The organism is Sandarakinorhabdus sp. (genome assembly GCF_987265915.1).
This window is the reverse complement of the sequence record NZ_OZ503948.1, coordinates 269,186-295,640: the sequence shown is the minus strand read 5'-3', so window position 1 is coordinate 295,640 and position 26,455 is coordinate 269,186. Positions and strand designations below refer to the sequence as shown.

Below are 26,455 nucleotides of genomic sequence, written 5' to 3'. Positions count from 1 at the left end.
CCGCTTCAGGCCGGCACCGCCTGGTTGAACGGCGTGTCCTTGTCCGGCCGCATGTCACCCGGCAGGCCGAGCACGCGTTCGGCGATGATGTTGCGCAGGATTTCGTCCGTCCCGCCGGCAATGCGCAGGCCGGCCGAACCGATATAGCTGCCTTGCAACTTGGCCAGTTCCGGATCGGCATCGGCGCCGGCCACAAAGCCATCACCGCCGGCCATGTCGAGCGTAAAGCTGGCCAGATCCTGCATGGTCTTGGCCACCACCACCTTGGAAATCGACTGTTCCGGCCCTGGCACCTGGCCCTTCGACAGGGCGGAGAGCGCCCGCATCTGGGTCAGCTTGATGCCCTGGTCGTTGATATAGGTCTGGGCGATCTTCTGGCGCACGTCGCTCGCGGCAATCGCCGGATTGCCATCGGGGGCATCGACCCCCTTGGCCAGCTTGATCAGCGTTTCATAACCCGGCGCATAACGCGGCTTGCCGCCCACCGCGAGGCGCTCGTGCATCAGCGTGGTCAGCGCCACCTTCCAGCCATCGCCCACCGCGCCCAGCCGGTGCGTGTCCTTCACGCGCACGCCGTCGAAGAAGACTTCGTTGAAATCGCTGCCGCCAGACATCTGCTTGATGCCCTTCACCGTCACGCCCGGCGCCTTCATATCGACGATGAACATGGTCAGGCCCTTGTGCTTGGGCAGGGACGGATCGGTGCGGGTGACAACGATGCCGAAATCGGAGGCGTGGGCAAAGCTGGTCCACACTTTCTGGCCATCGATCACCCATTCGTCGCCGTCCCGCACAGCCTTGGTGCGGATGCCGGCCAGATCGGAACCTGCGGCGGGTTCGGAGAACAGCTGGCACCAGACTTCCTCCCCCAGCAGCGCCTTGGGCACATAGCGCTGGATGACTTCGGGCTGGCCGTGGGTGAACACGGTGGGGATGCACATGCCAAGGCCGATGGAATAGAGGCCCGACGGCACGTGGAAGCGGCTTTCTTCCTGGCCATAGATGATCGAGTGCATCGGCGTCAGGCCCTGGCCGCCGAACATGGTCGGCCAGGTGATGCCGGTATAGCCGGCGGCATGCTTCTTCGCCTGCCACGCCTTTGATCGCGCGATGAACTCCGGCAGCTTCATGCCTTCCGGCGGCGGATCGCGATAATCGGCGGCGGCGTCTTCCAGCCATGCCCGCACCTTGGCGCGAAATTCGGCTTCGTGGGCATTGTCGTTGAAATCCATGGTCACTCTCCCGTTGCAGGGTATCTTCAATCACCCGGCGCGCTTGTCGAGCGCGCGAAACGTCACGCCAAACCTCAAGCCGCTGGGCGGTTGCGCTGCTCCAGCGCGCGAACCAGCCGTTCGGCCCACCAGCCGCGCGGGCCGAGCGCCGCCACCAGGGTGCGATTGCGGCGATAATAGAACTGGCAGTCGCTTTCCCAGGTGAAGCCGATGCCGCCGTGCAGCTGGACATTTTCTTCCGCGCAGAAGGCCAGCGCATCCAGGCTGGCGACGCGCGCCGCAGCGGCGGCCTGCGGCAGTTCGGCGCCGTTGGTGCCGATCATGGCGAGGCCGTGCAGGGCATGGGCACGCGCCAGTTCCAGCTTGATATACATGTCCGCACATTTGTGCTTGACCGACTGGTAGCGGCCGATCTTCTGGCCGAAGGCGACGCGGGTCTTGGCATAATCCACACTCATCGCCATGGCGGCGGCCGCCGTGCCGATGGCTTCATAGGCCAGGATGACGGCGGCACGATCGAGCCAATCCTGATAGGCGCCCGCATCGCCCAAGGCTTCGGCCGGCGTGTTGTTCAGCGTCAGCGTGCCGTGCCGGCGCACCAGATCGAGCGTTTCCACCGCCGCCGTGCCGGCATCCTTCAGATCGACCAGATATAGCGACGGGCCATCTTCTCCGGCCGCCACCACAATGGCCAGATGCGCCACCGCCAGATCGGGCACCGGCTGCTTCACGCCGGTCAGGCCGCTGCTGCTCGCCGCGGTCTTCACCGTCGCCGGGTTCACCGCGCCCGGCTCGCTCCACGCCACGGTGGCGATCACCGCGCCGCTGGCAATGCCGGGCAGCCACTTGGCCTGCTGTTCGGCTGAACCGGCCAGCACCAGCGCCTCGGTGGCAAGCAGGGTAGAGACCAGCGGCACATGCGCCAGCGCGCCGCCAGCGGCCTGCGCCAATTGGGCGGTCTCTTCGATGGTCAGGCCCAGGCCACCGTGGTCTTCCGGCACGCGGGCGGCGGTCCAGCCGAGTTCGGCGATTTCGGCCCATAGCGCAGCGTCCATGGCTGGCGCGTCAGCCGCCATCGCCTTGCGGGCCGGGCCGGTGCCGGCCTTTTCGGCAAACAGCCTCGTCGCCTGCTCGCCGAGTGCCTTGGCTTCATCGGAAAAATCGAAATTCATGGCGGCCTCTCGCAATTTGTTCGCGGCCAAGATTACGCGCGCGTCAGCATCGGGCAACCTGTCGCTTTTGACCCGCTGTCACAATTTGAAGCGGGCGAGATGCTCATGATGCGGCGCGCAGGCGTCGCGAACCCGCGCCGCCTCGCCGTGCAGCACCGGCAGCGGCTCTTCGCGGCCATCAAAGCCGGTGGAGGCCAGCACCCGGCCATACCAGTGCGGCGCCCAAACACCATCGGTCGTGCGTGGGCCAGCCGGCCAGTGCAGCATGGCCGCGTCCCATGCGATGCCCAGCGCGGTGCAGAGTCGGGCAAGCGTGCCCGCCGGATCAGCGAGCACGTCAGCCGAATCGACCACGGGCGGCGCGTGGCCCAGCCGGTCCGCCTCTGCCTCGAACCAGGCGCGCTGCTTGGCGAAGCCGAGGCCTTCGGCCGTCACCACCTCGCGCTTTTCGGCATAGGAGGCGATCACCCGTTCCGGCGCACGGATCAGGAAGGCGTGTGTAAAGCCCTTCAGATCGCGCAACCCGATCTCCCCGACCATGTGGTGCACCATATGTTTCTGATACCAGACCGGCCGATCGCAGGGGCCGGACAGCGCCGCCGTCACGCTGTGCCAGTCGCAATCCATGTCGGCGATCACGGCCTCCGCCATCGGGTGATCATCGCCGGTGTGCTGCAGATAGGCACCGTAATAGGGCTCGTCGCTGACATGCGTGTCGGCGCGGCTGCCGAAACTGCGCATCATCGCGGTCGAAAGATTGCGCGGCCCCGACCACATCGCGATAGGAAGGGTCACGGCCGCCCCCGCGCAGCCACATCCGCCTCGATCAGCGCGCGGTACAGGCCCTGCAATCGCTCCACCATGGCCCCACGCGCTTCCGTCAGTTGGCGGCCATCAATGCTGGTCACCGGCACGACGCCAGCAAAGGTGCCGGTGACGAACGCTTCATCGGCCGAATAGACATCGGTCAGCGAGAAATTGCGTTGATACACCGGGATGCCATGATCCTCGCACAGCGCGATCACATTGCCGCGGGTGATGCCGGCCAGGCAATAATCGCCGCTGCTGGTCCACACCTCTGCCTGCCCATGCCGATTGCGCTTCACGATGAAGAAATGCGTCGAATTGCAGGTGGCGACAAAGCCATGGGGATCCAGCATCAGCGCCTCGTCGGCGCCGGCCTGGGTGGCCTGGATGCAGGCGGTGATGCAGTTGAGCTTGCTGTGGCTGTTCAGCTTCGGGTCCTGCACGTCCGGTGCTCCACGGCGCACATGCACGGTGGCGAGGCGGATGCCGCGTTCGATGGTGCTGGGCAACGGGTCCTTGTGCTCGGCGATGATGACGATGGTGGCGGGCGACACCACCACGCGCGGATCCTGATAAGGAGTCGATCGCAGCCCCCGCGTCACCATCAGGCGGATGTGGCAGGCGGTCATGCCATTGGCATCGATGGTGGCGTACAGCCGCCGTTCCAGATCGGCCCGGCTGATGCCGATGTCCATGAAGATCGCCTTGGCGCCTTCCCACAACCGATCGAGATGCTGATCGAGGAACGCGATACGCCCGGCATGGACGCGCAGGCCTTCCCAAACGCCATCGCCCAGCATGAAGCCCGAATCGAACACGCTCACCATCGCCTCGGCGCGGCGCAGCAACTGGCCATTGACGTTGATCAAGATGGTCTCGTTGCGCGGATCGGGAATGAAATCATGGGTGCCTTGGGCCATAATGCCTCCGCCGGTGTTGTACCCATCAATTGTCCTGTCGGCATCGCCATGGCAAGCTGCACTGCGGATCGGAGTTGCCATGAACAGGATGATCGCACTGGCCGTGTTGCTGGCGGCCCCGGCCGCGGCCAACGAGGATCGACCGGTGCTGGCGATGGCACTGGACAATGACAATTTCAGCTATCAACGCACCGATCGCTATTACACCCACGGCACGCGCTTTGCGCTGCGCGGCAGCCCAGGCAGCCGGCCGTTTTGGGGCGGCATCGGCCTCGATCGCCTGCCGGTGTTTGCGCCGGGCGCCACGCTGATCCCGGAAACCGGCCTGTCGCAGCTGATGTTCGTGCCGTTCAGCATCGATCGGCCGCGGCCGGCCCCCGGTGATCGGCCCTATGCCGGCATCACGGCGCTGAGCATGGGATACACCGCCCTCGCGCCGCGCCCCGATACGGGGGCGCAGCGCATCGATCAGCTGACCCTGACGCTCGGCATCATCGGCCCGGCCTCGCTGGCCGGCGAGACACAAAGGCTGGTACACCGCATCGGTGGCTTCTCCCGGCCGCAGGGGTGGGAAACCCAATTGGGGACCGAACCGGCGGTGAATCTGGCCTGGCGACGCGGCTGGCGATTCGGTGGCCGGCAGGTCGATCTGACGCCCCATGCCGGCGGGGCGCTGGGCAATGTGCTTGTCCAGGCCGAGGCCGGCGCCACGCTCCGCATCGGGGCCGGGCTCAGCGACCTGCTGCCCGGTGCCATTGATCCGGTGCAATCGGGCGTGCCGGGCATCCCCGAATCGCGGCGCATGACCGTGCATCTGGTCGCCGGCGTCAATGGCCGCGCGGTGGCGCGCAATCTGTTCATCGATGGCAACAGCTTCACTGCTGGCCGCGGCGCCGTGCGCGAGGCGCTGGTCGGCGAAGCCCGGGCTGGCCTGGTCGCCCGCTGGCGCGGCGTGCAGTTTTCTTACCTGCACAATTGGCGCAGCCGCGAGTTCGCCGGCCAGCGCGGCATCCACCGCTATGGCAGTCTGGTGGTGGCGGTTCGCCTCTAGGCGCTATTTGCGGAACAGCGAATCGGCGGCGGCGCGAAACGCGGCGGCCCCGCTACGTTTGCTGCGGCTGCGCGCCAGTTCGGCCTCCAGCGCTGCGATGCGGGCGTCCAGCTCCGCGATCGACAGGCGATCGAGATCTTCGCGCGCCAGATCGGCGAGCAGGTCGGCTTTGCGTTTCGGCAGATCGGCTTCGTCAAACATGGCCGCCACGCTGACGCGCGGCGGCCACTTCTGTCAACAATCGGTGCGGTGGGTTCAGGCGAATGCCGGGCGCAGCCGCGGCGATACGACCATCGCGCCCCAGGCTTCGCCCGCCGACCAGATGGCGATCGCGAGCAGGCCGATATCCTTGATGATGAACCCTTGCAGATCACCGTCGGCGCCCGGCGTGGTGAACAGGAAGCTGAGCGTGCCGACCAGCGCCAGCGCGATCATCGCGCTGCCCACCAGCGCAGCGCGTGGCGACCAGGGCCGCGCCAGCAACAGGCCCGCCGCGCCGACCTCGAAAATGCCGATCACGTTCGACGCGCCTTGCACGCTGAACAGATCATAAAGCCAGCTGAAGAACGGGCTGCTGGCCATTAACGGCTGGATGGCGGCGGCCTCTTCGGGCGTGAATTTGTACAGGCCGAAACCGACGAAGAACAGCAACAGGGCGCCGCGCATGGCGATGCGGCCGGCGGTCTCGATATGGGTAGGCGTGATGGTCATGGCGCGTCTCCTCAAACGATTATCTATGCGTTATGCATATAAATAATCACCCGAGTTGGCAAGAGAAATATGCGCGATGCATATATTCAGTCGGCGAGCGCAGCGTCGACAGGGCAGCGCCCGCATGATTGATGATCGCACAGCCGACAGAGGCGCAGGGCCGCGGCCTCGCTATCGGTGCGGGCAATCAGCAAGCGCGCAACGGCGCCGCCAAGGATTGCCGCCTCAACCGGGGTGAGTGCCGCGACCAAGGCCGTGAGCGGCGCTCCCCGTGCGTTCTGCACCTTGGCCGCTCGCCGTGCCCCGCTTTCCGTCAGGTGCAGGCAAACGGCGCGACCGTCTTGCGGGTCCGGCCGCCGGCTGATCAGCCCATCACCGGCCAATCGGTCGACCAGCCTGACGGCGCCCGGGTGCGACAGGCCGACCGCGTGCGCCAATGCGGCAATGCCCAGGCCCGGGACATGACCGATCAGCACCAGCGCCGCCGCTGCTGGCCCGCTTTCGCCGGCGGCCGCTTCGGCCGCAGCCCGCATGTCGTCGGACAGGGCAAGCGCCAAGGCGCCGAGCTGGTTGGCAAGATCTGCGTGAGTCATGCCTGCCACATATGTGCGCTGCGCATCTTCTACAATGGCCGTTGACGCTGCGGCCGGCCACGCCGCTCTTCAGGCGCGGTTGAATCTTGTCTTGCCGCCGCGGCCCTGACCCTGCCATGTTCGCCGGCATGACCATTCCCGCAACCATGACCGCCATCGATCCCGCAGCGCCCGGTGGGCCGGAGGTGCTGGTGCCTGTCACCCGCCCGGTGCCGCAACCGGGGCCGGCGGAGGTGCTGGTGAAGGTGGCGGCAGCCGGTGTGAATCGCCCCGATGTACTGCAGCGGCTGGGTCTCTATCCGATGCCGCCTGGCACGCCCAGCATATTGGGGCTGGAAATCGCCGGCACCGTGGTGGCGGTGGGTGAAGAGGTGACGCGCTGGCGCATCGGCGATGCCGTGTGTGCGCTGGTGGCGGGCGGCGGCTATGCCGAATATTGCGCCGCGCCGGCCGGGCAGTGCCTGGCGGTGCCGGCCGGCATGGCCATGGTCGATGCCGCCGGCCTGCCGGAAACCTGGTTCACCGTCTGGTCGAACGTGATGGACCGCGGCCACGCGCGTGCAGGGGAGACCATCCTGATTCACGGCGGCACCAGCGGCATCGGCATCACCGCGCTGCAATTGGCGCAGGAAATCGGCCTGACGGCCATTGCCACCTGCGGCAGCGACGACAAATGCGCCGCCGCTCAGGCGCACGGCGCCGCCCATGCCATCAATTACCGCACGCAGGATTTCGCTGCCGAAGCCCTGGCCTTTACCGGCGGGCGCGGGGTGGATCTGGTGCTCGATATGGTGGGCGGCGATTATGTGCCGAGGAATCTGGCCTGCATGGCCGATGATGGCCGCCACCTTTCGATCGCTTTCCAGCGCGGCATCAATGCGGAGATCAACCTCAGCACGGTAATGCGCAAGCGCCTGACCCTGACCGGTTCAACGCTGCGCCCGCGGCCCATCGCCTTCAAGACCGCGATTGCCGAAACGCTGGAGGGCACCATCTGGCCCGCCTTCGAAGCCGGTCGCCTGCATGCCGTGACCGATAGGGTCTTGCCCCTGGCGCAAGCCGCTGCCGCCCATGCGCGCATGGAGGCCGGCACCCATGTCGGCAAGATCGTGCTTCAGCTGCCCTGAATCGCCTGCCAGACCGCGATGGCGGCCACGGCGGCGGTGTCGGCGCGCAAGATGCGCGGGCCCAGGCTGACCGCCACGCCCTGCGGGCAGGCGCGAATGGCGGCGCGTTCGGATGGGGTGAAGCCGCCTTCCGGGCCGATCAGGATCGCCGCAGGTGCCGGCGCCTTGGTCTCGGCCAGCGGTATGCCGCCGGTTTCGTCGGCAAAGATCAGCGCGCGGTCGCTTGGCCATTCGCGCAGCAGGCGCTCCAGCGGCACCGGGGCGCTGATGTCCGGCACGCTGGTGCGGCCACATTGTTCGGCCGCCTCGATCATATGCGCGGCCAGCCGATCGAGATTGGGCTTGTCCACCACGGTGCGCTGCGTCGTCACCAGCACCAGCTGCGCCACGCCAAGCTCGCAGGCCTTTTCCGCCAGCCAGTCGATGCGGCCCTTCTTAAGCGGCGCCGCGCACAGCCACAAATCGGGCACGATCTCCTGAGGCACGCTCTGGTGATCGAGGCTGAGCGTGAGCGATCGTTTCGCCACCGCCATGACCTGCGCCGCCCATTCGCCATCATGGCCGTTGAACAGCCGCACCCAATCGCCCGGCTGCCGGCGCATAACGCTGCCCAGATAATGCGCCTGGGGCCCCTCCAGCGTCAGCACATCGCCAGCCGCCAGCGCACCCGCCACATAAAGGCGCGGTGTGGTTGACAAGGCAGGCGCATGTTCGTTCATGGCGCCGTGGTTACGCCGCCTGCCTCTGCCAACGCAACGCCCGATGCCGTCAAGGGCTGGATCGATCGGCTGCCGCACCGTGCGCAGCTCTATGCCCGGCTGGCGCGGCTCGATCGCCCAGCTGGCACCTGGCTGTTGTTCTGGCCGTGCATTGCCGGGCTGGCGCTGTCGGGCGGCATCGCGCACCAGCCCGCCTTGATTGCCTGGTTTGGCATCGGCAGCATCGCGATGCGCGGCGCCGGCTGTGTGTGGAACGATATCGTCGATCGCGATCTCGATGCCCAGGTGGAGCGCACCCGCGACCGCCCGGTGGCGAGCGGCCGGGTCAGTGTGAAGGCGGCCATGGCCTTTGCGGTGGCGCTGTCGCTGATCGGCCTGGTGGTGCTGCTGCAACTGCGCCCCTATGCCCAAGCCATCGCGCTGGCCAGCCTGATCCCGGTCGCCGCCTATCCGTTCATGAAGCGCATCACCTGGTGGCCGCAAGCGTGGCTGGGCCTCACCTTCAATTGGGGCGCGCTGGTCGGCTGGACGGCGGTGGCAGACCCATCGCTTCCGATGCTGCTGCTGTGGGCCGGCGGTATCGCCTGGACCTTGGGCTATGACACGATCTACGCCCTGCAGGATCTGGAGGATGACGCGCTGGCCGGCATCAAGAGCTCGGCACGGGCGCTGGGCAGCCGCGCGCGCACCGGGGTGGCGATCTTCTATGCCGCTGCGCTGATCCTGTGGGCTGCGGCGCTGTATCTGGTGGCCAATGCGGGGCTTGCCGTGGTCGCCCTGCTGCCGCTGGCCGGGCATTTCGCCTGGCAGGTGGCCACATTGCGCGCCACCGATGCCAATATTGCCTTGCACCTGTTCCGCAGCAACCGGGCCGCCGGTGCGCTGTGGGTCGCCGCCTGCGCGGCGGTCGGGCTGGCCTGAAGGGCTACGGGGCTGGACCGGGTTGGACCCAGCCCCGCGCTCATCCTCGTCCGGCGCTGGCGGGCGCCCATGCTGTCTCGCACACACGCGGCAAAGTTGCGCGTGAATAGGCCGTGACAGTGCGGCGGCCACTGCCTATCTGTGGCCGTGAATTCATAAATGACTGGGGTCGTGACGATGGTGATTTTGTTCACTGGCAAGGAGCTAGGAGGGCGCGATGCAGCGCATCGTAACCGACGACGCGACGCCGCCAGTGGGCAAAAGCGCCGTCGCCGCTTCGCGGTCGTCCGGAGAGGCGATTTGGCGGCCCCGTGCCCGCTCGCCGGGGGCGTGGACGCCCGCCTTCGCGTGCTCGGAACCGCCAAATCGCCTCTCCGGACGATCCCGACCCCAGCCATTTATGAATTCACGGCCTAGTCATGCTCAATCCCGATGATGCCCTGATCCGCCTTGATGCCGCCTTGGCTGCCGCACGCGGGGCTGGCGCCGATGCGGCGGACGCCCTCTATGTCGGCGACGGTGCCACCTCCGTGTCGGTCCGACTCGGCAAGCTGGAGGATATCGGCCGTGCTGAAGGCGAGGAGATCGGCATTCGCGTCTTCGTCGGCAGCCGCTCGGCCAGCGTCTCCTCCTCCGATCTCACGATTCCCGCCCTGCGCGAAGCCGCCGAGCGCGCCGTCGCCATGGCCCGCCTCGCCCCGGAAGACCCCTATGCCGGCCTGGCGCCGGCCGAGATGCTGGCCAGCGGCGCGCTGCCCGATCTCGATATCCATGATGCCGCCGAAATCAGCGCTGCCGAACTGAAGGAACGCGCCCTGGCAGCCGAGGATGCGGCGCGCAGCGTGCCCGGCGTCACCAACAGCGAAGGCGGCGGCGCGTCGGCGGGGCTGGTGGTGACGGCGCTGGCTACCTCCACCGGCTTTCGCGGCGGCAAGCGCTCGACCAGCCATGGCCTGTCGGCCTCCGTCTTGGCCGGCACCGGCGGGGACATGCAGCGCGATTATGCCTGGCACAGCGCGCGCTATCTGGCGGATGTCGAATCGGCCGAAGCCATTGGTCGCCGCGCCGGGGAACGCGCCGTGGCGCGGCTGAACCCGCTCAAGCTGGCGTCCGCCGCCATGCCGGTGGTGTTCGATCCACGTGTGTCCGCTTCGCTGCTCGGCCATCTCGTGGGTGCGATCACCGGCAGCGCCATCGCGCGCGGCACGAGTTTCCTCAAGGACAAGCTCGGCCAGGCCATCTTGCCCGTGGGCCTCAGCCTCATCGACGATCCGCTGCGCCCGCGCGGCCTGCGCAGCCGCGCCTTTGATGGCGAGGGTCTGCCGGCGCACCGCACGGCGATCATCGAACGCGGTGTGCTCACCAACTGGCTGATGGACTCGGCCTCTGCCCGACAATTGGGCCTGGCGCCCACCGGCCATGCCAGCCGCGGCACGTCCGGGCCGCCCGGTGCCGGCACCAGCAACCTGCATCTGGAAGGCGGCACCGCCACCCCGGCCGAACTGATCGCCGATATCAAGCAGGGCATTTACGTGACCGAACTGATCGGCATGGGCGTCAACGGCCTGACCGGCGATTACAGCCGCGGGGCGAGCGGCTTCCTGATCGAAAATGGCGAGATCACCCGCCCTGTGGCGGAAATCACCATTGCCGGCAATCTGGTCGCCATGTTCCAGAATCTGGCGGCCGCCAATGATCTGCACTTCCGCCATGCCAGCAACGCGCCAACGCTGCGGGTGGATGGCATGACCGTGGCCGGCAGTTGATCGGCGCAAATCATGGATGAGCGCAGCGCCGATCTGGCGCTCGCCGCCGAAATTGCGGCCGACGCCGGCGATATCGCCATGGCGTATTTCGGCCAGAGCCCCGCCAAAATGCCTGAACGCTGGGACAAGGCCGACGGCAGCCCGGTGAGCGCTGCCGATCTGGCGGTGAACCAGTTTCTGAAAGGCGTGATCGCTGCCGCCCGGCCGGCGGACGGCTGGCTGTCGGAAGAATGCGCCGATAGCGCCGCGCGCTTGGGCAAGCGCCGGGTGTGGGTGGTCGATCCCATCGACGGCACCCGCGATTTCCTGCGCGGCCGCACCGGCTGGGCGGTTTCGGTGGCGCTGGTGGAAGATGGCGCGGTGACGGTCGCGGTGCTGAACGCCCCGGCACAGAAGCGGCTTTATGCGGCCAGCCAGGGCGGCGGCGCGGTGCTGAACGGCCGCGCGCTGCGCGTTTCCGGCCTGCCCACGCTCGATGGCGTCCGGCTGCCGATCGACGCGGCCAACCTCGCCGCCAGTTACTGGCCCTCGCCCTGGCCCGGCCGCATCGTCGCCAAGCCCAACAGCCTGGCACTGCGCATGGCGATGATCGCGGCCGATGAGGCGGACGCCTGGCTGGAAGGGCGCAGCATCGCCGAATGGGATGTGGCGGCGAGTTCGCTGATCCTGTCCGAAGCCGGCGGCCTGGCCACGGATCGCCACGGCGCGCCACTGGCGTTCAACCGGCCATCGCCGATCATTCACGGCATCGCGGCGGCGACCCCGGCGCTGCACGGCGAGGTGCTGACGCGGCTGGACCATGCGTTGAAGGTGTTTGCCGCAAGACGGAAGAGCGCGGCCTGAGCGACGGAGGGGTCGCGCGTGTGAAGACAAGGGTCACCGCCACTTCCATCAGGCTTGCACCGCTCGCGCCCACACCGCAAAGTGCAGGCGGCCCTGGGGAGGGACCGTGATGTTGTTGAAACGCCGAACGCTGGCGGCCTTTGCCGCGCCCTGCTTGCCCTTGACCGGCGTGGGCCTGCCATTGGTGGTGTATCTGCCGCCTTATTATGCCGGCACGCTGGGGCTGGATCTGGCGATGGTGGGCATCCTGTTTTCGGCGGTGCGCTGGATCGATCTGCCGATCGACATCGCGTTCGGGCACTGGATCGATCGCACTGAAACCCGCTGGGGCCGCTTCAAGCCGTGGATGCTGGGCGGCGGGTTGGGGATGGCGCTGGGGCTGGCGATGGTGTTTTTTGCCGCGCCGGGGATTTCGCCGGGGCTCGCCCTCGCTGGGCTGTTGACGCTCTATATCGGCTTTTCGGCGGCGCAGGTTTCGCACACCAGCTGGGGGCAGGCGCTTTCAACCGATTATCATGAACGGAGCCGCATTTTCGGTTGGTGGCAGGCTGGCAACATGTTGGCGTTGATCAGCCTGCTTGCGGTGCCGCCGCTGGCCAATGCGCTGGCGCCGCGCTTTGGCTGGGAGCCATCCGCCGCGCTGGGGGTGCACGCCATGGGCTGGGTGCTGCTGTTGCTGGTGGTGCCAACCTTTGCCGCGATCATGCTGGGCGTGCCGGAGAAGAAATCCGTGCATCAGCATCCGCACGGCTGGGCCGATATCGTCATGGCCTTGAAACGGCCGCTGCTGCGCCGGCTGCTGCTGATCGATCTGTTCGCCAGCCTGCCGCCGGGCTTTGGCGGCGCGCTGCTGATCTTCTTTTTCGAGGCCGCACGAGGCTTCAGCGTGACTCAGGCGCGGCTGCTCCTGCTGTTCTACTTCGCTGCCGGGCTGATCGGCGCGCCGCTATGGGGCTGGGTGGCGCGGCGCACATCGAAGCATATGGCGGTGGCGTGGGCGATTGGCAGCTACGCCGTTCTGCACGCTGCGCTGGTGCTGGCGCCGGCGCATGATTTCTGGCCGGCGGCGGCCGGCATGTTGCTGGCGGGCCTGCCGGCGGTCGCTCCGGCATTTCTGGTGCGCGCCATGCTGGCGGACGTCACCGATGCCGAGACGCTGGCGACCGGGCGCAACAATGCCGGGCTCTATTATGCGGTGCTGGTGGGGGTGCAGAAGCTCGGCTACGCGATTCCGGTGGGGATGGCCTATATCGTGCTCGATATGGTCGGCTTCGATGCCAAGTTGGGCGCCGGCAATACCGCCAGTGCCATCGATGGCCTGGTGCTGTTGTTCCTCATGCCACCGATCACCACTGCGCTCATGGCCGCCTGGCTGGCGCGCGGTTGGACGATCGGACAGGATGAGCAAGCGCGCATTGTGGCGGCGCTGGATGCGGGGGCAGCAAAGCAGAGCGCGACTTGAGGCTGGCCCGTGATGACTTGACGCTGGCGCAACTGGCGCTCATGCCTGTCGCAGGGGATAACCAGCGAAAGTGGTAGGCATGCGCTTGTTCGACAGTGTGGGACCCAATCCGCGCGTGGTGCGGATGGTGGCGGCGGAAAAGGGCATCACGCTGGACCGCGTCAGCGTGGATATTCTGAAGGCCGAGAATCGCACCGCGGAATTCGTCGCGCGCAACCCGACTGGCAGCACCCCGGCGCTGGAAACCGACGATGGCAGCATCATCGCCGAGATCACCGCCATTGCCGAGTATCTGGAAGATCTGCACCCCGAACCGGCGTTGATCGGCGAAACCGCGCTGCAACGAGCGCAGACCCGCATGTGGGTACGCCGCATCGATCTGAACATCGTGGAGCCGATGGCCAATGGCTTTCGCGCCTCGCAGGGCCGCCGCATGTTCGCACCGCGCATGACATTGGTGTCTGAAGCGGCTGCGGAGGAGCTGAAGGCGATTGCGGCGGAAAAATTGCGCTGGATCGACGGCCTGATGGCAGGCGAGTTTGTGTGCGGGGATCGTTTCACCCTGGCCGACATCCTGCTGTTCTGCTTCGTCGAATTCGGTGCGCAGGTGGGGCAGCCGCTGCCCGATGGCCTGGTGTGGCTGCCCGCCTGGCATCAGCGCGTTGCCGCGCGCGCGTCGGCCGCCGCTTGATCGCGCGTGCCATGGCCAGCCCGGCGCTGTTGTTCGCCCGGCAATTTCTGGCCAACCCGCGCCGGGTTGGCGCGGTGGCCCCCGCCTCGCCGGCACTGGTGCGCTGCCTGCTCGATGGCGTCGATTGGACGCGCGTGACCAACGCGGTGGAATATGGGCCGGGTACCGGTGTGGTGACGCGGGCCATGCTGGCGCGCATGAGCCCCGATGCCAGGCTGACGGCGTTCGAGATCAATCCGGATTTCGCCGATTATCTGCGCACCACGATACCCGATTCACGGCTGACTGTGCTGGCGGTGTCGGCCGCCGATGCCGCGCTGCATGTTGGGGCCGGCTGCGACGTGGCGATTTCCAGCCTGCCCTTGGGTGTGATGCCGCAAGCGGTGCGCGTGGCGGTGCTGGCGGCGACGGCGCAATTGTTGGGCCCCGGCGCGGCACTGATCGGGTATCAATACTCGCCCGCCCGGCTGGCCGAGGTGCGGCGGGTGTTTCCCGATCTGTCGCTGCGGATCGAACCGCGCAATCTGCCGCCCGCCGTGGTGTTCACCGCCAAGCGGTGAGTTCACGGCCTAAAGCTCGATCAACGTATCCGGCAGCTCGTTCACATCGCCGACGTGTGGCGGCAGGTGACGGGACAGGACAGCGCCGGCGCGGGTGATGGCGGCGACCATGCCATCGGCGGCGCGGCCGGCCTTGATGCCGTCGATCAGCGCGGCGATTGTATCGGCCCAATCATCGGCAGCCACCAGCGCGAACACGCCATCATCGGCGATCACTTCGGCCACATGTTCGGGTTCATCGACATAGAGCAGCAGCCCGGTGCGCCCCTGCGTCGCCGACAGGCCGCGGGCGCGGAACTGCACCATGGCAGCATGATGGACGCGATCACGCCGCAGCGGGCGCGGCGTCAGGATGCGATCCAGCCGAAGCCCCGCCACCAACGCCAGCGTGGCGACGAACAGCACGGCCTGCACCGCAACAAAGCCTTCCACGGCGTGACGTTCGCGGGTGGCGGCATCCAGCACATCCCAATCCGGGAACAGCAACGAAGGCGCCCAATCCGCGAGCACTGCGCCGAACGGCAGCACGAAGGCGGCGAGCACGGCAGCGGCGAGCATGGTCGCGGTGTAGCGGTGCGGCCGCGTGTTGACGATCACCACGATTTCGCCGGCCGTGGTGGCTTCGGCATCGGCGATGGCGCGGGCGATGCGGGCGCGATCTGTATCGTTGAACAACATCACCAGCCTCCCGAGGCGCCGCCGCCACCACCGGAACCGCCGCCACCGTCGAAGCCGCCACCGCCGCCGCCAAAGCCGCCGCCACCACCCCAGCCGCCACCACCGCCGCCGCCCCAGCTGCCACCGATACCGGGGCCCCAGATCACCACCGGGCCACGGCTGCGGCCACGCCGGCCGGGACGCGACGCCAGGAAAATCCAGATGATCAGGATGGCCAGCCATACCAGCGCACCCACGCCGGGCCGGTCCTTGCTCTCCTCTTGCGTCTGCGCCGCATTGGCCACGGCGAGCTTTTGCTGATCGGGCGGCAACTCCAGCAGCTTGATCAGCGCATCGCTGCCGGCAACAATGCCGCCGGCCATGTCGCCCGCCTTGATGCGCGGCACGATGGTGCGGCGGATGATCTGGCTGGATACCGCATCGGTCAGCGTGCCTTCCAGGCCATAGCCGACCTCGATGCGCAATTTGCGTTGCGCCGGCGCCACCAGCAGGATTGCGCCATTGTTGGTGCCTTTCTGGCCGATGCCCCAGGCGCGCAGCAGGCCGACACCATAATCCTCGATCTCATAGCCTTCGAGATCGGCGACCGTGGCCACCACCAGCTGCGTGCCGGTGGTGTCCTCCAGCGTCTTCAGCCGCGCTTCCAGCGCTGCCGCCACGTCGGGCGGCAACACGCCGGCGGCATCGGTCACGCGTCCGGTCAGCTTGGGATAGACCGGATCGGCCATTGCAGGCGTCGCCAGCTGCAGCACCGCCAGCAGCGCCGCCAACAGCAGCGCCACCAACGACAGCCGGCGCATCGTGCCGGGGTTGGCCATCAACAATCTCCCTTCGGGAGGTTTGGGTTCAGAATTTCACTTCCGGTGCCTTGTCGGCATTGACGGTCGTGGCCTTGAACGGCGCGATCGGTTCGGCGCCATAGATGACCTTGGCGGTGATCAGGCTGGGGAAGGTGCGGATTTCGGTATTATAATCCTGCACCGCGCCGTTGTAATCGCGGCGCGCCACAGTGATGCGGTTCTCGGTGCCTTCCAACTGGCTCTGCAATTGCAGGAAATTCTCGTTGGACTTCAATTCCGGGTATTTTTCCACGGTCACCAGCAGGCGGCCGAGCGATTGGCCAAGCGCACCTTGCGCCTGATCGAAGGCGGCCAGCTGCTTTGGGTCCGACAATTTGGTCGGGTCCACCGTCACCTGGGTGGCGCTGGCGCGCGCCTTGGTCACGCTTTCCAGCACGTCCTTTTCCTGGGCGGCAAAGCCCTTCACCGTGGCCACCAGATTAGGGATCAGATCGGCGCGGCGCTGATACTGGTTTTCCACATCGGCCCAGCGCGCCTTCACGGTCTCTTCCTTGGCGGGAATGGTGTTCACGCCGCAGCCGGACAACAGCATGGCGGTGCCGGCCAGGGCGGCCAAAGCGGCGGGTCGGCGGAAATAACGGTTGCTCACGAACGTCTCCAGGCGGGTCGCCGGCTTGCGCAAAGCGGCCGACGTGGTCAAACTGTGAACCATGCGCATGACATGAGATAGTGCGCTGTTGGAATATTCAAGGGGGCAGGCCCAGTGTTTCAGGAATTCAAGGCGTTCATCGCGCGCGGCAACGTGCTCGATCTGGCGGTGGCAGTGATCATCGGCGCGGCGTTCGGCTCCATCGTCACCAGCTTCACCGAAGATCTGGTGATGCCGATCATCGGCTTGGTCAGTGGCGGCACCGATTTCACCGGGCTGTTCCTGGTGCTGGGCCATATCCCGGCTGACTACACCGGCAGCCCCACCGATTATGAAGCGTTGAAAAAGGCCGGGGTCGCGTTGTTCGGCTATGGCAAGTTCCTCACCGCGCTGTTGAATTTCCTGATCATCGCCTGGGTGATCTTCCTGATGGTGAAGGCCGCCAACAAGGCGATGGCGCCGCCGCCGGCCCCTGCCGCCGCCGCCGAACCGCCGCCGCCAACGCCAACCGAAGCGCTGCTCGCCGAAATCCGCGACGAATTGCGGAAGGGCCGGATTTGATCTCCAATCTGGCTGGCCTGCTGGATTCCGTGCCGCTGGCCGCCGTGCCGGCGGTGCTGGTGGCGCTGTTTTTCATCGCGTCCGAACTTGGTTTTCGCTTGCACCGGCGCTTTGGCGGCAGCGGATCGGCCGAAGATGAAAGCCAGGTGCTGTCCACCGCACTGTTGGTGCTGGCGCTGCTGCTTGGCTTCACCTTCTCGATGGCGCTGGGCCGCTATGATGAACGGCGGCAACTGGTGGTGCAGGAAGCCAATGACATCGGCACCGCCTGGCTGCGTGCCGGGCTGGTGCCGGCGCCGCATGGCCCGCGCCTGCAACAGGCGTTGCGGGCCTATGCGCAGGTGCGGCAGACCAGCCCACTGCCCACCGAAACCGCGAGACTGGCGGAGGCCGCGCGCCTGCGTGACCAGGTGTGGCGCGTCACCGTGCTGGCGCAAGCCGGGCTGGACGGTGCCCGCGCCGCCAATCTGGTCGCCGCGGTCAACAGCGTGCTTGATACCGGCACCACCCGGGAAAAATCGGTGGCAGCGCGCGTGCCGGGCGAGGTTATGATCCTGCTGGTGTTTTTTGCCAGCGTGGCCTGCTTTCTGCTGGGGTATGTGCTGGCCGCGCATGGCCATCGCCACCGCTTTGCGTCGGGCGTGCTGTTCGTGCTGATGGCGCTGACCGTGATGCTGATCCTTGATCTGGATCGGCCGGCCGATGGCGCCATTCTGGTCGATCAATCGGCGCTGGTGGAATTGGCTGCACAGCTTGCCAACGCGGTGCCAACACTGCAGAAATGATCCCATGCGCCGTGTTGCCCTTGCCGTGCTTGTGCTGGCCCTGTTGCCCGGCTGCCGGGAACAGCGTGACCAGTTGAAGCAGGCGCTTTCCGGCCAGCCGCCGGTGATCGCCGGCAGCTTGGAAGGCGAATGGCAATTGGCCGATCTGAACGGCGGCGGCGCGCCCGACCCGGCGATCACCCTGCGATTTGATGGTGGCGATCAGAACAGCAGCCGGGTGGCGGGCAGCAGCGGCTGCAACCGGTTCAGCGGGCCGTGGGTGCAGGATGGCCGCATGCTGAAACTCGGGCCGTTCGCTGGCACCCGCATGGCCTGCGCGCCGGCGGTGATGGCAGTGGAGCAGCGCTTCCTGGCGGTGCTGGGCGATGTGACCAGCCTGGTGTTCACCACCAGTGGGGAGGCGATGCTGGCCACCCCGGATGGCCGGCGGCTGCGCCTGCGGCGCCCAACGCCACCCACCGGCTGAATCAGGCCGCGACGCGATCGATCGACAGATCGGCCAATGTGGTGTGATCCAGGATTCGGGCGGTCTGCTCGCGCACTTCGATCATGGTCTTGCGAATCACACAGGTCGATTCCTCGAAACAATCGACACAGCGCTGATAGGCTGAAACCGATACGCACGGCACCAGCGCCAGCGGGCCTTCGATCTGGCGGATGATCTCGCCAAAGCTGATCTGCCCCGCCGGGCGGGCGAGCCGATAGCCGCCCAGCTTGCCGCGATAGCTGGTGACGAGGCCGCCATTCTTCAGTTCGAGCAATATGGCTTCGAGGAATTTGCGCGGCAGCTTCTGATCGGCGGCAATCATCGAAATCGGCACCGGCGCTACCCCGTTGGTTCGGGCGATGAAGATGAGCGCGCGCAACGCATAGCGGGATCGTTGGGTAAGCATGGGGACGGTTATCCTATGCACCGGCAAGGAATTGCTGCCAACCCGCCGCATGGAGTCTCTGTGCGTGCCAAGCACGGAAGGCCAAACAGAAATTCCGCCGAAAGATAGGAAAATACGCCAATGTTTCGCAGTGGTGAACAGGCGTGTCATTATTGAGTAATACAGTTATTGGATCAAATCATTGATTTTATTGGACCGAAGATTTTTGCTGGCACTTGGCACGGGCGTTGCAAAGCATTGGACATCGGCAGCCGGATGGTCCGGCAAGCCGAGCAAACTCGAAAGGTCCCCATCATGTTCGCTTCGACCCACAATGTCTCCCGCACCTTTGCCGGCCTGGCTGGCACGCTGCTGTTCGCTGGCCTGTGTGTCGGCGCCGCCACGGCCCCTGCCCAGGCCGCCACGGTTTCGCCGATCAGCTACGGCGTCAACGCCGACGGCCAGCGCATCGCCCACGTCGCCTTTGGTGATATCAACCTGGATTCGAAGGCCGGCCAAGCGAAGCTGGAAACCCGCCTGCGCATCGCGGCCCGCACCGTGTGCAGCAACAGCGAGCAGGACACCATCGCCGCCGCGCAAGCCAATCGCTGCTACAACGAAACCCTGCGGGTGACCCGCAATGCCACGATGGCCGCGATCGCCTCGGGCAAGCTGGCTGGCTGATCGGCTGATGTGACACACGGCGGGCAGTGGCAGGGGCCGTCCCTGCCTGCCGATCCGGCCCGCGGTGCGCTTTTGCCCCCATCGGCGCACCGCCGGGCCAAACCGCCCCCCAATTTCCCAAAGCTACTCGGCTCTGGTGCGTTCTCCCGCCCCCTCGAACGCACCATGACGGTGTCGCCCGGCAGGTCTTTCCCTCCCTGCCGGGCGACACTTTATTTTTAAGGGCAGCGCGTCATGATGGCGCGATGCGCATCCTTCTCACCGCTCTGCTTGTCCTGTCCGCTGCGCCGGCTGCTGCCGAGCGCGCCCGCGCCATTGGCATCGCGCCGGGGCCGCTGCCAACGGGTGCGCTGAACGCCATCACCGATGTGCCCGGCGTGCTGGTTGGCCAGGTGACCATCGATCGGGGTGACAATATCCGCACCGGCGTGACCGCGATCCTGCCGCACGGCGGCAACATCTTTGCCGACAAGGTGCCGGCCGGGATCTTTGTCGCCAATGGCTTCGGCAAGCTGATGGGCCTCAGCCAGGTGCGCGAGCTGGGTGAGATTGAAACGCCGATCCTGCTGACCAACACGCTGAACGTGCCGGAGGCCGCCGCCGCCATCATCGAACACACGCTGGCCCAGCCGGGCAATGAAGCCGCGCGTTCGGTGAACGCCGTGGTGGGGGAAACCAATGATGGCGGGTTGAACGATATTCGCGCCCGCGCCGTGACCGTGGCCGATGCGCGCCAGGCGATTGCCGTGGCGACGCCCGGGCCGGTGGCGGAAGGCGCGGTCGGCGCCGGGCGCGGCACCATCGCGTTCGGATACAAGGGCGGCATCGGCACATCGTCGCGGGTGACGCCGCAGGGTTTTGTCGTCGGCGTGCTGGTGCAGAGCAATTATGGCGGCCGGCTGATCCTGGGCGGCGTGCCAATCTCGCCGCCACCGGCTGCGCCCGCGCCTTCTGCGGATGGCTCGATCATGATCGTGGTCGCCACCGATGCGCCGCTTTCGGATCGCAACCTCGAACGGCTGGCGGCGCGCGCCATGGTGGGGCTGGCGCGCACCGGATCGGCCTTTTCCAATGGTTCCGGCGATTATGCCATCGCCTTTTCCACCGCCGAGAGCGTGCGCCGTACCCCCGCCCGCCGCGCCGCCACCATGGCTGCGCCCGATGTCGGCAACGACAATATCTCGCCGCTGTTCGTCGCCGTCGCGGATGCAACCGAGGAGGCGATTGCCAACAGCCTGTTGATGGCCGGAGCCGTCAGCAGCCGCGATCAGGCGACGGGGCGGATGCGCAGCGTGCCGGCGGTGGATGTGGGGGTGGTGAAACGCCTGCTCGGCCCCGGCTGATCGCAGTCAGGGGTGGAGCGTCAGCTTCTGCAGCCGCCAGTTGAGCAGTTCAGCCACATAAAGTTCGTTCTCGGCCGGACAGGCGATCTCGTGGATCCAGCCGAACTGTTTCAGCTGCTTGCCGGCGCCGCCCAGCCAGCCCAGCACCTTGCCGTCCAGCGAAAGCTTGTAAACCCGGCCTGGCCAAGCATCGGCGACATAGAGGATCTGCTTGCCCGCCGCATCGCGCGGCGTGATGCACAAGGCCCACGGCGCACCGGGCATCATCGTTTTGGTGGTGGCCGCATCCGGGCCGTCGGCCGGTACAAGCGGGCGGTTGCCGATCGCCGCCGGCGCGTCGGCGGGCGCGGGCACGTTGATCTGGATGATCCGCAGCAAGCTGCCATTGGTATCGAACACCTGGATACGCCGGTTGCCGCGATCGGCGACATAGACCTGATCGGCCGCATCGACTGCGATCGAATGCAGCGTGTTGAACTGGCCAGGCGCGCTGCCGAAGCTGCCCCACGATCCCAGCCAGCGGCCATCCGGCGCCACCCTGGCCACGCGCGAATTGATGTAGCCATCGCTGATATAGGTGTTGCCCTGGCTGTCCCACGCCATGTCGGTCACTTCCCGAAACTGACCATCGACGGCCGGCAGCGGCGGCTTGGGATGTTCGAGCGGGCGGGCGTTTTCGTCGCTGGCTTCGGGTTTGCGGCCGAATACCATGGCGACACGCCCGGCCGGCGTGAATTTCACCACCATGTTCGATCCCTTGTCGGCCGCCCAGATATTGCCCTGGGCGTCGACCCGGGTGGCGTGGGCATAGGACCAGGCATAGAGATTGTGCCCGATTTCGCGCACATACCGGCCCTTGGCATCGAATTCGAGCAGCTGGGCGGCGGCCGCGGCATAGGCCGGGCCCTGGGTGTTGCCGCGCTGGAAGACATAGACCTGCCCGGCCTTGCCCAGGGCGACGCCCGCCACTTCCCCCATGTGCAGATCGGCCGGCGGCTTCAGGAAATCGACTGCGTCAAAGCGGATTTCGGGCGCCTCCTGCGCCGCAGCGGCCGATGCCAGCAGCACGGCCCCCAACATCATCGCGCGCACCATCATGCGTCTCCCCCTCTGGCGACGGGCCCGTCGTGCGGATCATGTGCCCGTCGGAGGGAGCATGCCCGCAATTCGTGGACGCTGCCAGATCAGACGTCGAGATTGGCCACGTTCAGCGCATTTTCCTGAATGAAGGCACGGCGCTCTTCCACGACATCGCCCATCAGCTTGGCGAAGATGTCGTCGGCTTCGGCCGCCTCATCCACATCGACGCGCAGCAGGGTGCGAGCGGCGGGATCGAGCGTGGTTTCCCACAATTGCTCGGCGTTCATTTCGCCAAGGCCCTTGTAGCGCTGCACGCCCAGGCCCTTGCGCCCGGCTTCGAGCACGCCGGCAAGCAGATCGGACGGGCGGGTGACGCGCATGGTGCCGAGCATGGCGGGCGCCGCATAGGCCGCGGCTTCCTGGGTGACCAGCGCATGCAGGCGCGGGGCTTCCGGGGCGGTGAGAAAGGCGCCGTCGATGACATGATAATCGGTCACGCCGCGCCAGGCGCGCTCCACCTGATAACCGCCGTCCACCGACAGGCGCGCCGTCCATTTGCCGCCTTCGGTTTCGGCGACATTGAGCCAGGCGGCCGTGGCCTGCGCCGCAGCCTCGCTGGCGGCGGCGAGCGCGCCATTGAGCGCCAGCGCCTCCACGACATGCGCTGGGTAACGGCGCGGCACATAATCCATCAGCGCGCGCATGCGGCGGGCATGATCGACCAGCGAGGCGAGATCGGCGCCAGCGCGCGGGCCAGCGGCGGTCATCAGCGCCAGATTGCCGGTGCCGGCCTCGACCAGATAATCCTCCAGGGCCGGATTGTCCTTCAGATACACTTCCGATCGGCCGCGCGCGACCTTGTACAGCGGTGGCTGCGCGATGAAGAGATGCCCGGCATCGATCAGCGTCGGCATGTGGCGGAAGAAGAAGGTGAGCAGCAGTGTGCGGATATGGGCGCCATCCACATCGGCGTCGGTCATGATGATGATCTTGTGATAGCGCAGTTTTTCCAGGTTGAATTCGGTGCCGATGCTGGTGCCGAGCGCCTGGATCAGCGTGCCGATCTCGCGTGACCCAAGCATGCGATCGAGCCGGGCGCGCTCCACGTTGAGGATCTTGCCGCGCAGGGGCAGGATCGCCTGATATTGGCGGTTGCGGCCCTGCTTGGCGCTGCCGCCGGCGCTGTCGCCTTCGACCAGGAACAGTTCGGATTTGGCCGGGTCGCGTTCCTGGCAATCGGCGAGCTTGCCTGGCAGCGAGGCGATATCGAGCGCGCCCTTGCGCCGGGTCAGGTCGCGCGCCTTCTTCGCGGCTTCGCGGGCGGCGGCGGCGTCGATGATCTTGGCGACGATGGTCTTGGCGTGGGCGGGATGTTCCTGCAGCCACACGTCCAGCCGGTCAGCCATCAGGCTTTCCAGCGGCTGGCGCACTTCGGATGAAACCAGTTTGTCCTTGGTCTGGCTGCTGAACTTGGGATCGGGCAATTTCACCGACACGATGGCGGTCAGACCTTCGCGCATGTCATCGCCGGTGAGTGACACTTTCTCTTTCTTCAGCAGGCCGGATTTCTCGGCGTACTGGTTGAGCGTGCGGGTCAGCGCGGCGCGGAAGGCCGCCAGGTGCGTGCCGCCATCGCGCTGCGGGATGTTGTTGGTGAAACACAGCACCTGTTCGTAATAGCTGTCGTTCCATTCCAGCGCGACTTCGATGCCGATGTCATTGGCCTGGCCGGTTATGGCGATGGGCTCAGGGATCAGCGCGGTCTTGGACTTGTCGAGATATTGCACGAACGCCGCGATTCCGCCTTCGTAATATAGTTCGACCTGCTTGCCTTCGGCGTGGCGGGCGTCGGTGAGGAACAGCCGCACGCCGCTGTTCAGGAACGCCAGTTCCCTGAACCGATGTTCCAGCCGGGCGAAATCGAAATCGATGGCACGGAAGGTGGCGATGCTGGGGAAGAAGGTCACGCGGGTGCCGCGCTTGTCGCCCGCAGGTCCGCGCACCGCCAATGGCCCTTGCGCGTCGCCATGGGCAAAGCGCATCCAATGTTCTTCGCCGTCGCGCCAGATGGTGAGCTCCAGCCATTCCGACAGCGCATTGACCACCGATACGCCCACGCCGTGCAGGCCGCCCGACACCTTGTAGGCGTTATCATCGCTGTTGTTGAATTTCCCGCCGGCATGCAGCTGGGTCATGATGACTTCGGCAGCCGACACGCCTTCTTCGGCGTGGATGCCGGTGGGGATGCCGCGGCCATTGTCGGTCACGCTGACCGAGCCATCGGGGTTCAGACTGATGTCGATGCGGTCGCAATAACCGGCCAGCGCTTCATCAATGGCATTGTCCGACACTTCGAACACCATGTGGTGCAGGCCCGATCCATCGTCAGTGTCGCCGATGTACATGCCGGGGCGCTTGCGCACCGCATCCAGCCCGCGCAGCACTTTGATGCTGTCGGCGCCATAATCTTCGCTGTTGTGGGCTTTGGGATTGTCGGACAAGATTTTGCCTGATCGCTGAAGGTCAATCCCGATGGCTATAGAGACTCGTGCGCACGCGTGCGAGGAAAGATTTGGCCATCCGCCAGACACAGGTGGGTGGCGGGGGTGGCGCTGGCAAACAGGTCCGCATCGGTGCCAGTGGCCCAGGCCTGCACGCCCATGGCCGCCAGCCGGGCGAACAGCGCCTCGCGGCGCTCTGCATCCAGATGCGCGGCAATTTCATCGAGCAGCAGGATCGGCGGGCGGCCATGGCGCTGGCTGACCAGTGCGGCATGGGCCAGCACGATGGCGATCAACAGCGCCTTCTGCTCGCCGGTGGAACAGTGCGCCGCCGGCATCGCCTTGGCGGCGTGGCTGACGATCAGATCGGCGCGGTGCGGGCCGTCGAGCGCGCGGCCGGCGGCGGCGTCGCGGGCGCGGCCCTTCGCCAGCCGGGCGGCGAGATCGCCCGCATCATCACCGGACAGGCTGATCAGTGGCCGGGTGAAGGGGCCATCCGCGCTGGCGGCGGCCTGGGCGGCAAGCGCGGTCACCACATCGGCCCGCGCGTCGGCGATGGCGGCGCCGTGGCTGGCCATGTCGGCTTCCAGCCCGGCCAGCCAGACCGAATCGGCCGGGGTCTCCGCCGTCAGCAGCCGGCTGCGCTCGCGCATGGCGGCTTCGTAACGGCTGACGCGCGCGCCGTGGCCGGGGTGCAGCGCCAGCACCAGCCGATCGAGGAACCGCCGGCGCGCGCCGGCACTGTCGGAAAACAGCCGGTCCATGGCTGGCGTCAGCCACACCAGCGCCAGCCATTCGCTCAAGGATGCGGCGCTCGCGCTGGCGCCGTTGATGCGCACCAGCCGGCGATCGGGGGCGGCGGCGGCCGTGCCGGTGCCGATCTGCACCTTGTCTGTGCCGGCGTCGGCGCCGGGACCAGCCGCCGTTTCCAGCGTCGCCGCCACGCTCCAGCCGCCGGGGCCGCCGTGCCGAGCAGCATCGGAGAGGGCAGCGCCGCGCAGGCCGCGGCCGGGCACCAGCAGGGAGATGGCTTCGAGGATATTGGTCTTGCCCGCACCATTTTCGCCGGTGATCACCACCAGGCCGGGCGCGGCAGCAAGGCTGGCGGCGGTATGATTGCGAAAATCGGTCAGCGACAGCCGGGTGATCGCTGCGATCACAACATCAGCAGCCGATGCTGGCCGCGATCGAAGCGGTGATAGGGGATGGGGCGCGCCGGATCATCGAGGCGCGCGGCGACATCGGCGAGGATGGCACGGGTGATGCTGGGCAGATCAAGCTGCGCCGCGGCCTGCCAATCGAACCAGGCGATTTCATCGAGCTCGCCGCAGCCGGCCGTGGGATCGAGGCTGACCAGATGCTGCGCATCCACCGTGAAAAAGCGCGCATCGAAACGGCGCGGACGCACCGGCGGGGTGATGGCGCGGCCGACGAAGCTGAGCGGTGCGAGGTGCGGCAGGTGGCCGGTGGCGAGGAAGTCACGCCATTCCGGTGATCGCGTGCGCGCCTGGCCGGGCGCGCCCAGCACCAGGCCGGTTTCTTCGAACAATTCGCGCACCGCCGCCGTGGCCAGCGCGCGGGCGCGGGCGGGTGGTGCGGTCTGGCCGAGACGGTGCGCCGTGTCGTCACCCAGTTCGCTGGCGGCGGCGACGCGGTAATCGGATGGGTGCAGCCGCCCGCCGGGGAATACCCATTTCTGCGCCATGAACACATGACCCGCCGCGCGCCGGCCCATCAGCACGCGCGGCACGGGGCCATCGCGGCGGATCACCAGCAAGGTGGCCGCATCCTTGGGCCGCAGCGAGCGGCCGGCGAGGATGGGGACATTATCTTCATCGACATTCATGGGGCGACCGTAGCGCATCGGCGGCGCGGGCGTCACCCCTCCGTCGCCCTTCGGGCGCCACCTCCCCTGAAAGGGGAGGAG

The 26,455-nt window shown here is 66.9% G+C and carries 29 protein-coding genes; 13 read left to right on the top strand and 16 right to left on the bottom strand.

The window, feature by feature from the left end:
* Positions 1-5: 5 nt before the first annotated feature.
* The 4 genes from AC6UUM_RS01405 to AC6UUM_RS01390 all read right to left on the bottom strand — a co-directional run bounded on the left by AC6UUM_RS01405 (position 6) and on the right by AC6UUM_RS01390 (position 4,131).
* The gene (locus tag AC6UUM_RS01405) at positions 6-1,232 is read right to left on the bottom strand and encodes an acyl-CoA dehydrogenase family protein (RefSeq protein ID WP_500803567.1); all 1,227 of its coding nucleotides are present in this window, start codon (positions 1,230-1,232) and stop codon (positions 6-8) included.
* 74 nt (positions 1,233-1,306) lie between these two features.
* Positions 1,307-2,404 (bottom strand): acyl-CoA dehydrogenase family protein, encoded by a 1,098-nt coding sequence (locus AC6UUM_RS01400; protein ID WP_500803566.1) that lies wholly within the window; start codon positions 2,402-2,404, stop codon positions 1,307-1,309.
* Between the two features lie 78 nt (positions 2,405-2,482).
* A complete protein-coding gene (locus AC6UUM_RS01395) occupies positions 2,483-3,199 on the bottom strand; it encodes a sulfotransferase-like domain-containing protein (protein WP_500803565.1) in 717 nt (238 codons plus the stop codon).
* Positions 3,196-4,131: an aminotransferase class IV gene (locus AC6UUM_RS01390; RefSeq protein WP_500803564.1), complete on the bottom strand. Its 936-nt coding sequence runs from the start codon at positions 4,129-4,131 to the stop codon at positions 3,196-3,198. The genes AC6UUM_RS01395 and AC6UUM_RS01390 overlap by 4 nt, the downstream gene beginning before the upstream one ends.
* Before the next feature lie 79 nt (positions 4,132-4,210).
* On the opposite strand from AC6UUM_RS01390, the gene AC6UUM_RS01385 reads away from it, so the two are divergent.
* Positions 4,211-5,182, top strand: a complete 972-nt coding sequence (locus AC6UUM_RS01385) for a lipid A deacylase LpxR family protein (RefSeq protein ID WP_500803563.1) — start codon at positions 4,211-4,213, stop codon at positions 5,180-5,182.
* Positions 5,183-5,185: 3 nt separating this feature from the next.
* Here AC6UUM_RS01385 and AC6UUM_RS01380 read toward each other — a convergent pair whose 3' ends face one another.
* From AC6UUM_RS01380 to AC6UUM_RS01370, 3 genes are all read right to left on the bottom strand, one after another.
* Positions 5,186-5,383: a DUF1192 family protein gene (locus AC6UUM_RS01380; protein WP_500803562.1), complete on the bottom strand. Its 198-nt coding sequence runs from the start codon at positions 5,381-5,383 to the stop codon at positions 5,186-5,188.
* Between the two features lie 54 nt (positions 5,384-5,437).
* Positions 5,438-5,893 (bottom strand): DUF417 family protein, encoded by a 456-nt coding sequence (locus tag AC6UUM_RS01375; protein WP_500803561.1) that lies wholly within the window; start codon positions 5,891-5,893, stop codon positions 5,438-5,440.
* Positions 5,894-5,979: 86 nt separating this feature from the next.
* Positions 5,980-6,450: a MarR family winged helix-turn-helix transcriptional regulator gene (locus AC6UUM_RS01370; protein WP_500803560.1), complete on the bottom strand. Its 471-nt coding sequence runs from the start codon at positions 6,448-6,450 to the stop codon at positions 5,980-5,982.
* 164 nt (positions 6,451-6,614) lie between these two features.
* Here AC6UUM_RS01370 and AC6UUM_RS01365 point away from each other — a divergent pair, with 164 nt between their 5' ends.
* Entirely contained in the window at positions 6,615-7,613 is a 999-nt protein-coding gene (locus AC6UUM_RS01365; protein ID WP_500803559.1) for an NAD(P)H-quinone oxidoreductase, read from the top strand.
* Here AC6UUM_RS01365 and AC6UUM_RS01360 read toward each other — a convergent pair.
* Entirely contained in the window at positions 7,601-8,332 is a 732-nt protein-coding gene (locus tag AC6UUM_RS01360) for a 16S rRNA (uracil(1498)-N(3))-methyltransferase (protein ID WP_500803558.1), read from the bottom strand. The genes AC6UUM_RS01365 and AC6UUM_RS01360 overlap by 13 nt on opposite strands.
* Here AC6UUM_RS01360 and ubiA point away from each other — a divergent pair.
* The 6 genes from ubiA to AC6UUM_RS01330 all read left to right on the top strand — a co-directional run bounded on the left by ubiA (position 8,321) and on the right by AC6UUM_RS01330 (position 14,575).
* Complete coding sequence (ubiA, locus tag AC6UUM_RS01355) at positions 8,321-9,253, top strand: 4-hydroxybenzoate octaprenyltransferase (protein ID WP_500803557.1); 933 nt, start codon at positions 8,321-8,323, stop codon at positions 9,251-9,253. The two genes, AC6UUM_RS01360 and ubiA, sit on opposite strands and share 12 nt — an antisense overlap.
* A gap of 419 nt (positions 9,254-9,672) precedes the next feature.
* Positions 9,673-11,019, top strand: a complete 1,347-nt coding sequence (locus AC6UUM_RS01350) for a TldD/PmbA family protein (protein WP_500803556.1) — start codon at positions 9,673-9,675, stop codon at positions 11,017-11,019.
* A gap of 12 nt (positions 11,020-11,031) precedes the next feature.
* On the top strand, positions 11,032-11,862 hold the full coding sequence (locus AC6UUM_RS01345; protein ID WP_500803555.1) for a 3'(2'),5'-bisphosphate nucleotidase CysQ: 831 nt from the start codon (positions 11,032-11,034) through the stop codon (positions 11,860-11,862).
* Positions 11,834-13,324 (top strand): MFS transporter, encoded by a 1,491-nt coding sequence (locus AC6UUM_RS01340; protein ID WP_500803554.1) that lies wholly within the window; start codon positions 11,834-11,836, stop codon positions 13,322-13,324. The genes AC6UUM_RS01345 and AC6UUM_RS01340 overlap by 29 nt, the downstream gene beginning before the upstream one ends.
* A 79-nt stretch (positions 13,325-13,403) precedes the next feature.
* The gene (locus AC6UUM_RS01335) at positions 13,404-14,015 is read left to right on the top strand and encodes a glutathione S-transferase family protein (RefSeq protein ID WP_500803553.1); all 612 of its coding nucleotides are present in this window, start codon (positions 13,404-13,406) and stop codon (positions 14,013-14,015) included.
* 11 nt (positions 14,016-14,026) lie between these two features.
* Positions 14,027-14,575, top strand: coding sequence for a class I SAM-dependent methyltransferase (locus tag AC6UUM_RS01330; RefSeq protein WP_500803552.1), 549 nt, complete (start codon positions 14,027-14,029; stop codon positions 14,573-14,575).
* A 9-nt stretch (positions 14,576-14,584) separates the two neighbouring features.
* On the opposite strand, the gene AC6UUM_RS01325 is transcribed toward AC6UUM_RS01330, so the two are convergent.
* From AC6UUM_RS01325 to AC6UUM_RS01315, 3 genes are read right to left on the bottom strand one after another with little or no spacing between them, the layout of a single operon-like run.
* The gene (locus tag AC6UUM_RS01325; protein ID WP_500803551.1) at positions 14,585-15,253 is read right to left on the bottom strand and encodes a TPM domain-containing protein; all 669 of its coding nucleotides are present in this window, start codon (positions 15,251-15,253) and stop codon (positions 14,585-14,587) included.
* Positions 15,253-16,071 (bottom strand): TPM domain-containing protein, encoded by an 819-nt coding sequence (locus tag AC6UUM_RS01320; RefSeq protein WP_500803550.1) that lies wholly within the window; start codon positions 16,069-16,071, stop codon positions 15,253-15,255. The genes AC6UUM_RS01325 and AC6UUM_RS01320 overlap by 1 nt, the downstream gene beginning before the upstream one ends.
* Positions 16,072-16,099: 28 nt before the next feature.
* Positions 16,100-16,765, bottom strand: coding sequence for a LemA family protein (locus AC6UUM_RS01315; RefSeq protein ID WP_500803549.1), 666 nt, complete (start codon positions 16,763-16,765; stop codon positions 16,100-16,102).
* Positions 16,766-16,816: 51 nt separating this feature from the next.
* On the opposite strand from AC6UUM_RS01315, the gene mscL reads away from it, so the two are divergent.
* The 3 genes from mscL to AC6UUM_RS01300 are packed head-to-tail and all read left to right on the top strand — an operon-like array spanning position 16,817 to position 18,514.
* Positions 16,817-17,263 carry a large conductance mechanosensitive channel protein MscL gene (gene mscL / locus AC6UUM_RS01310; protein WP_500803548.1) on the top strand — a complete coding sequence of 149 codons (447 nt, stop codon included), beginning with the start codon at positions 16,817-16,819 and terminating at the stop codon, positions 17,261-17,263.
* Complete coding sequence (locus AC6UUM_RS01305) at positions 17,260-18,048, top strand: bestrophin-like domain (RefSeq protein WP_500803547.1); 789 nt, start codon at positions 17,260-17,262, stop codon at positions 18,046-18,048. Before mscL ends, AC6UUM_RS01305 begins: the two co-directional genes overlap by 4 nt.
* 4 nt (positions 18,049-18,052) lie before the next feature.
* Positions 18,053-18,514: an META domain-containing protein gene (locus tag AC6UUM_RS01300; protein ID WP_500803546.1), complete on the top strand. Its 462-nt coding sequence runs from the start codon at positions 18,053-18,055 to the stop codon at positions 18,512-18,514.
* 1 nt (position 18,515) lies between these two features.
* Here AC6UUM_RS01300 and AC6UUM_RS01295 read toward each other — a convergent pair whose 3' ends face one another.
* Positions 18,516-18,941, bottom strand: a complete 426-nt coding sequence (locus AC6UUM_RS01295; RefSeq protein ID WP_500803545.1) for an RrF2 family transcriptional regulator — start codon at positions 18,939-18,941, stop codon at positions 18,516-18,518.
* Between the two features lie 294 nt (positions 18,942-19,235).
* On the opposite strand from AC6UUM_RS01295, the gene AC6UUM_RS01290 reads away from it, so the two are divergent.
* Together AC6UUM_RS01290 and AC6UUM_RS01285 are read left to right on the top strand one after the other, a co-directional pair.
* Complete coding sequence (locus AC6UUM_RS01290; RefSeq protein WP_500803544.1) at positions 19,236-19,604, top strand: UrcA family protein; 369 nt, start codon at positions 19,236-19,238, stop codon at positions 19,602-19,604.
* A 245-nt stretch (positions 19,605-19,849) separates the two neighbouring features.
* Entirely contained in the window at positions 19,850-20,947 is a 1,098-nt protein-coding gene (locus AC6UUM_RS01285) for a P1 family peptidase (RefSeq protein ID WP_500803543.1), read from the top strand.
* Positions 20,948-20,953: 6 nt separating this feature from the next.
* Here the strand turns inward: AC6UUM_RS01285 and AC6UUM_RS01280 are convergent, their stop codons facing one another.
* The 4 genes from AC6UUM_RS01280 to AC6UUM_RS01265 all read right to left on the bottom strand — a co-directional run bounded on the left by AC6UUM_RS01280 (position 20,954) and on the right by AC6UUM_RS01265 (position 26,410).
* Positions 20,954-22,045, bottom strand: a complete 1,092-nt coding sequence (locus tag AC6UUM_RS01280) for a peptidyl-alpha-hydroxyglycine alpha-amidating lyase family protein (protein ID WP_500803542.1) — start codon at positions 22,043-22,045, stop codon at positions 20,954-20,956.
* 86 nt (positions 22,046-22,131) lie between these two features.
* Positions 22,132-24,528: a DNA topoisomerase (ATP-hydrolyzing) subunit B gene (gyrB, locus tag AC6UUM_RS01275; protein ID WP_500803541.1), complete on the bottom strand. Its 2,397-nt coding sequence runs from the start codon at positions 24,526-24,528 to the stop codon at positions 22,132-22,134.
* A 35-nt stretch (positions 24,529-24,563) separates the two neighbouring features.
* Positions 24,564-25,685 carry a DNA replication/repair protein RecF gene (gene recF / locus AC6UUM_RS01270; RefSeq protein ID WP_500804881.1) on the bottom strand — a complete coding sequence of 374 codons (1,122 nt, stop codon included), beginning with the start codon at positions 25,683-25,685 and terminating at the stop codon, positions 24,564-24,566.
* A complete protein-coding gene (locus tag AC6UUM_RS01265; RefSeq protein WP_500803540.1) occupies positions 25,685-26,410 on the bottom strand; it encodes an NUDIX hydrolase in 726 nt (241 codons plus the stop codon). The genes recF and AC6UUM_RS01265 overlap by 1 nt, the downstream gene beginning before the upstream one ends.
* Between the last annotated feature and the right edge of the window lie 45 nt (positions 26,411-26,455).

Coding starts and splice junctions, on each gene's coding strand:
- AC6UUM_RS01405 (WP_500803567.1), bottom strand. CDS start 1,232: ATGGATTTCAACGACAATGCCCACGAAGCCGAATTTCGCGCCAAGGTG.
- AC6UUM_RS01400 (WP_500803566.1), bottom strand. CDS start 2,404: ATGAATTTCGATTTTTCCGATGAAGCCAAGGCACTCGGCGAGCAGGCG.
- AC6UUM_RS01390 (WP_500803564.1), bottom strand. CDS start 4,131: ATGGCCCAAGGCACCCATGATTTCATTCCCGATCCGCGCAACGAGACC.
- AC6UUM_RS01385 (WP_500803563.1), top strand. CDS start 4,211: ATGAACAGGATGATCGCACTGGCCGTGTTGCTGGCGGCCCCGGCCGCG.
- AC6UUM_RS01380 (WP_500803562.1), bottom strand. CDS start 5,383: ATGTTTGACGAAGCCGATCTGCCGAAACGCAAAGCCGACCTGCTCGCC.
- AC6UUM_RS01375 (WP_500803561.1), bottom strand. CDS start 5,893: ATGACCATCACGCCTACCCATATCGAGACCGCCGGCCGCATCGCCATG.
- AC6UUM_RS01365 (WP_500803559.1), top strand. CDS start 6,615: ATGACCATTCCCGCAACCATGACCGCCATCGATCCCGCAGCGCCCGGT.
- ubiA (WP_500803557.1), top strand. CDS start 8,321: ATGTTCGTTCATGGCGCCGTGGTTACGCCGCCTGCCTCTGCCAACGCA.
- AC6UUM_RS01360 (WP_500803558.1), bottom strand. CDS start 8,332: ATGAACGAACATGCGCCTGCCTTGTCAACCACACCGCGCCTTTATGTG.
- AC6UUM_RS01350 (WP_500803556.1), top strand. CDS start 9,673: ATGCTCAATCCCGATGATGCCCTGATCCGCCTTGATGCCGCCTTGGCT.
- AC6UUM_RS01345 (WP_500803555.1), top strand. CDS start 11,032: ATGGATGAGCGCAGCGCCGATCTGGCGCTCGCCGCCGAAATTGCGGCC.
- AC6UUM_RS01335 (WP_500803553.1), top strand. CDS start 13,404: ATGCGCTTGTTCGACAGTGTGGGACCCAATCCGCGCGTGGTGCGGATG.
- AC6UUM_RS01330 (WP_500803552.1), top strand. CDS start 14,027: ATGGCCAGCCCGGCGCTGTTGTTCGCCCGGCAATTTCTGGCCAACCCG.
- AC6UUM_RS01325 (WP_500803551.1), bottom strand. CDS start 15,253: ATGTTGTTCAACGATACAGATCGCGCCCGCATCGCCCGCGCCATCGCC.
- AC6UUM_RS01320 (WP_500803550.1), bottom strand. CDS start 16,071: ATGGCCAACCCCGGCACGATGCGCCGGCTGTCGTTGGTGGCGCTGCTG.
- AC6UUM_RS01315 (WP_500803549.1), bottom strand. CDS start 16,765: ATGGTTCACAGTTTGACCACGTCGGCCGCTTTGCGCAAGCCGGCGACC.
- AC6UUM_RS01300 (WP_500803546.1), top strand. CDS start 18,053: ATGCGCCGTGTTGCCCTTGCCGTGCTTGTGCTGGCCCTGTTGCCCGGC.
- AC6UUM_RS01295 (WP_500803545.1), bottom strand. CDS start 18,941: ATGCTTACCCAACGATCCCGCTATGCGTTGCGCGCGCTCATCTTCATC.
- AC6UUM_RS01290 (WP_500803544.1), top strand. CDS start 19,236: ATGTTCGCTTCGACCCACAATGTCTCCCGCACCTTTGCCGGCCTGGCT.
- AC6UUM_RS01285 (WP_500803543.1), top strand. CDS start 19,850: ATGCGCATCCTTCTCACCGCTCTGCTTGTCCTGTCCGCTGCGCCGGCT.
- AC6UUM_RS01280 (WP_500803542.1), bottom strand. CDS start 22,045: ATGATGGTGCGCGCGATGATGTTGGGGGCCGTGCTGCTGGCATCGGCC.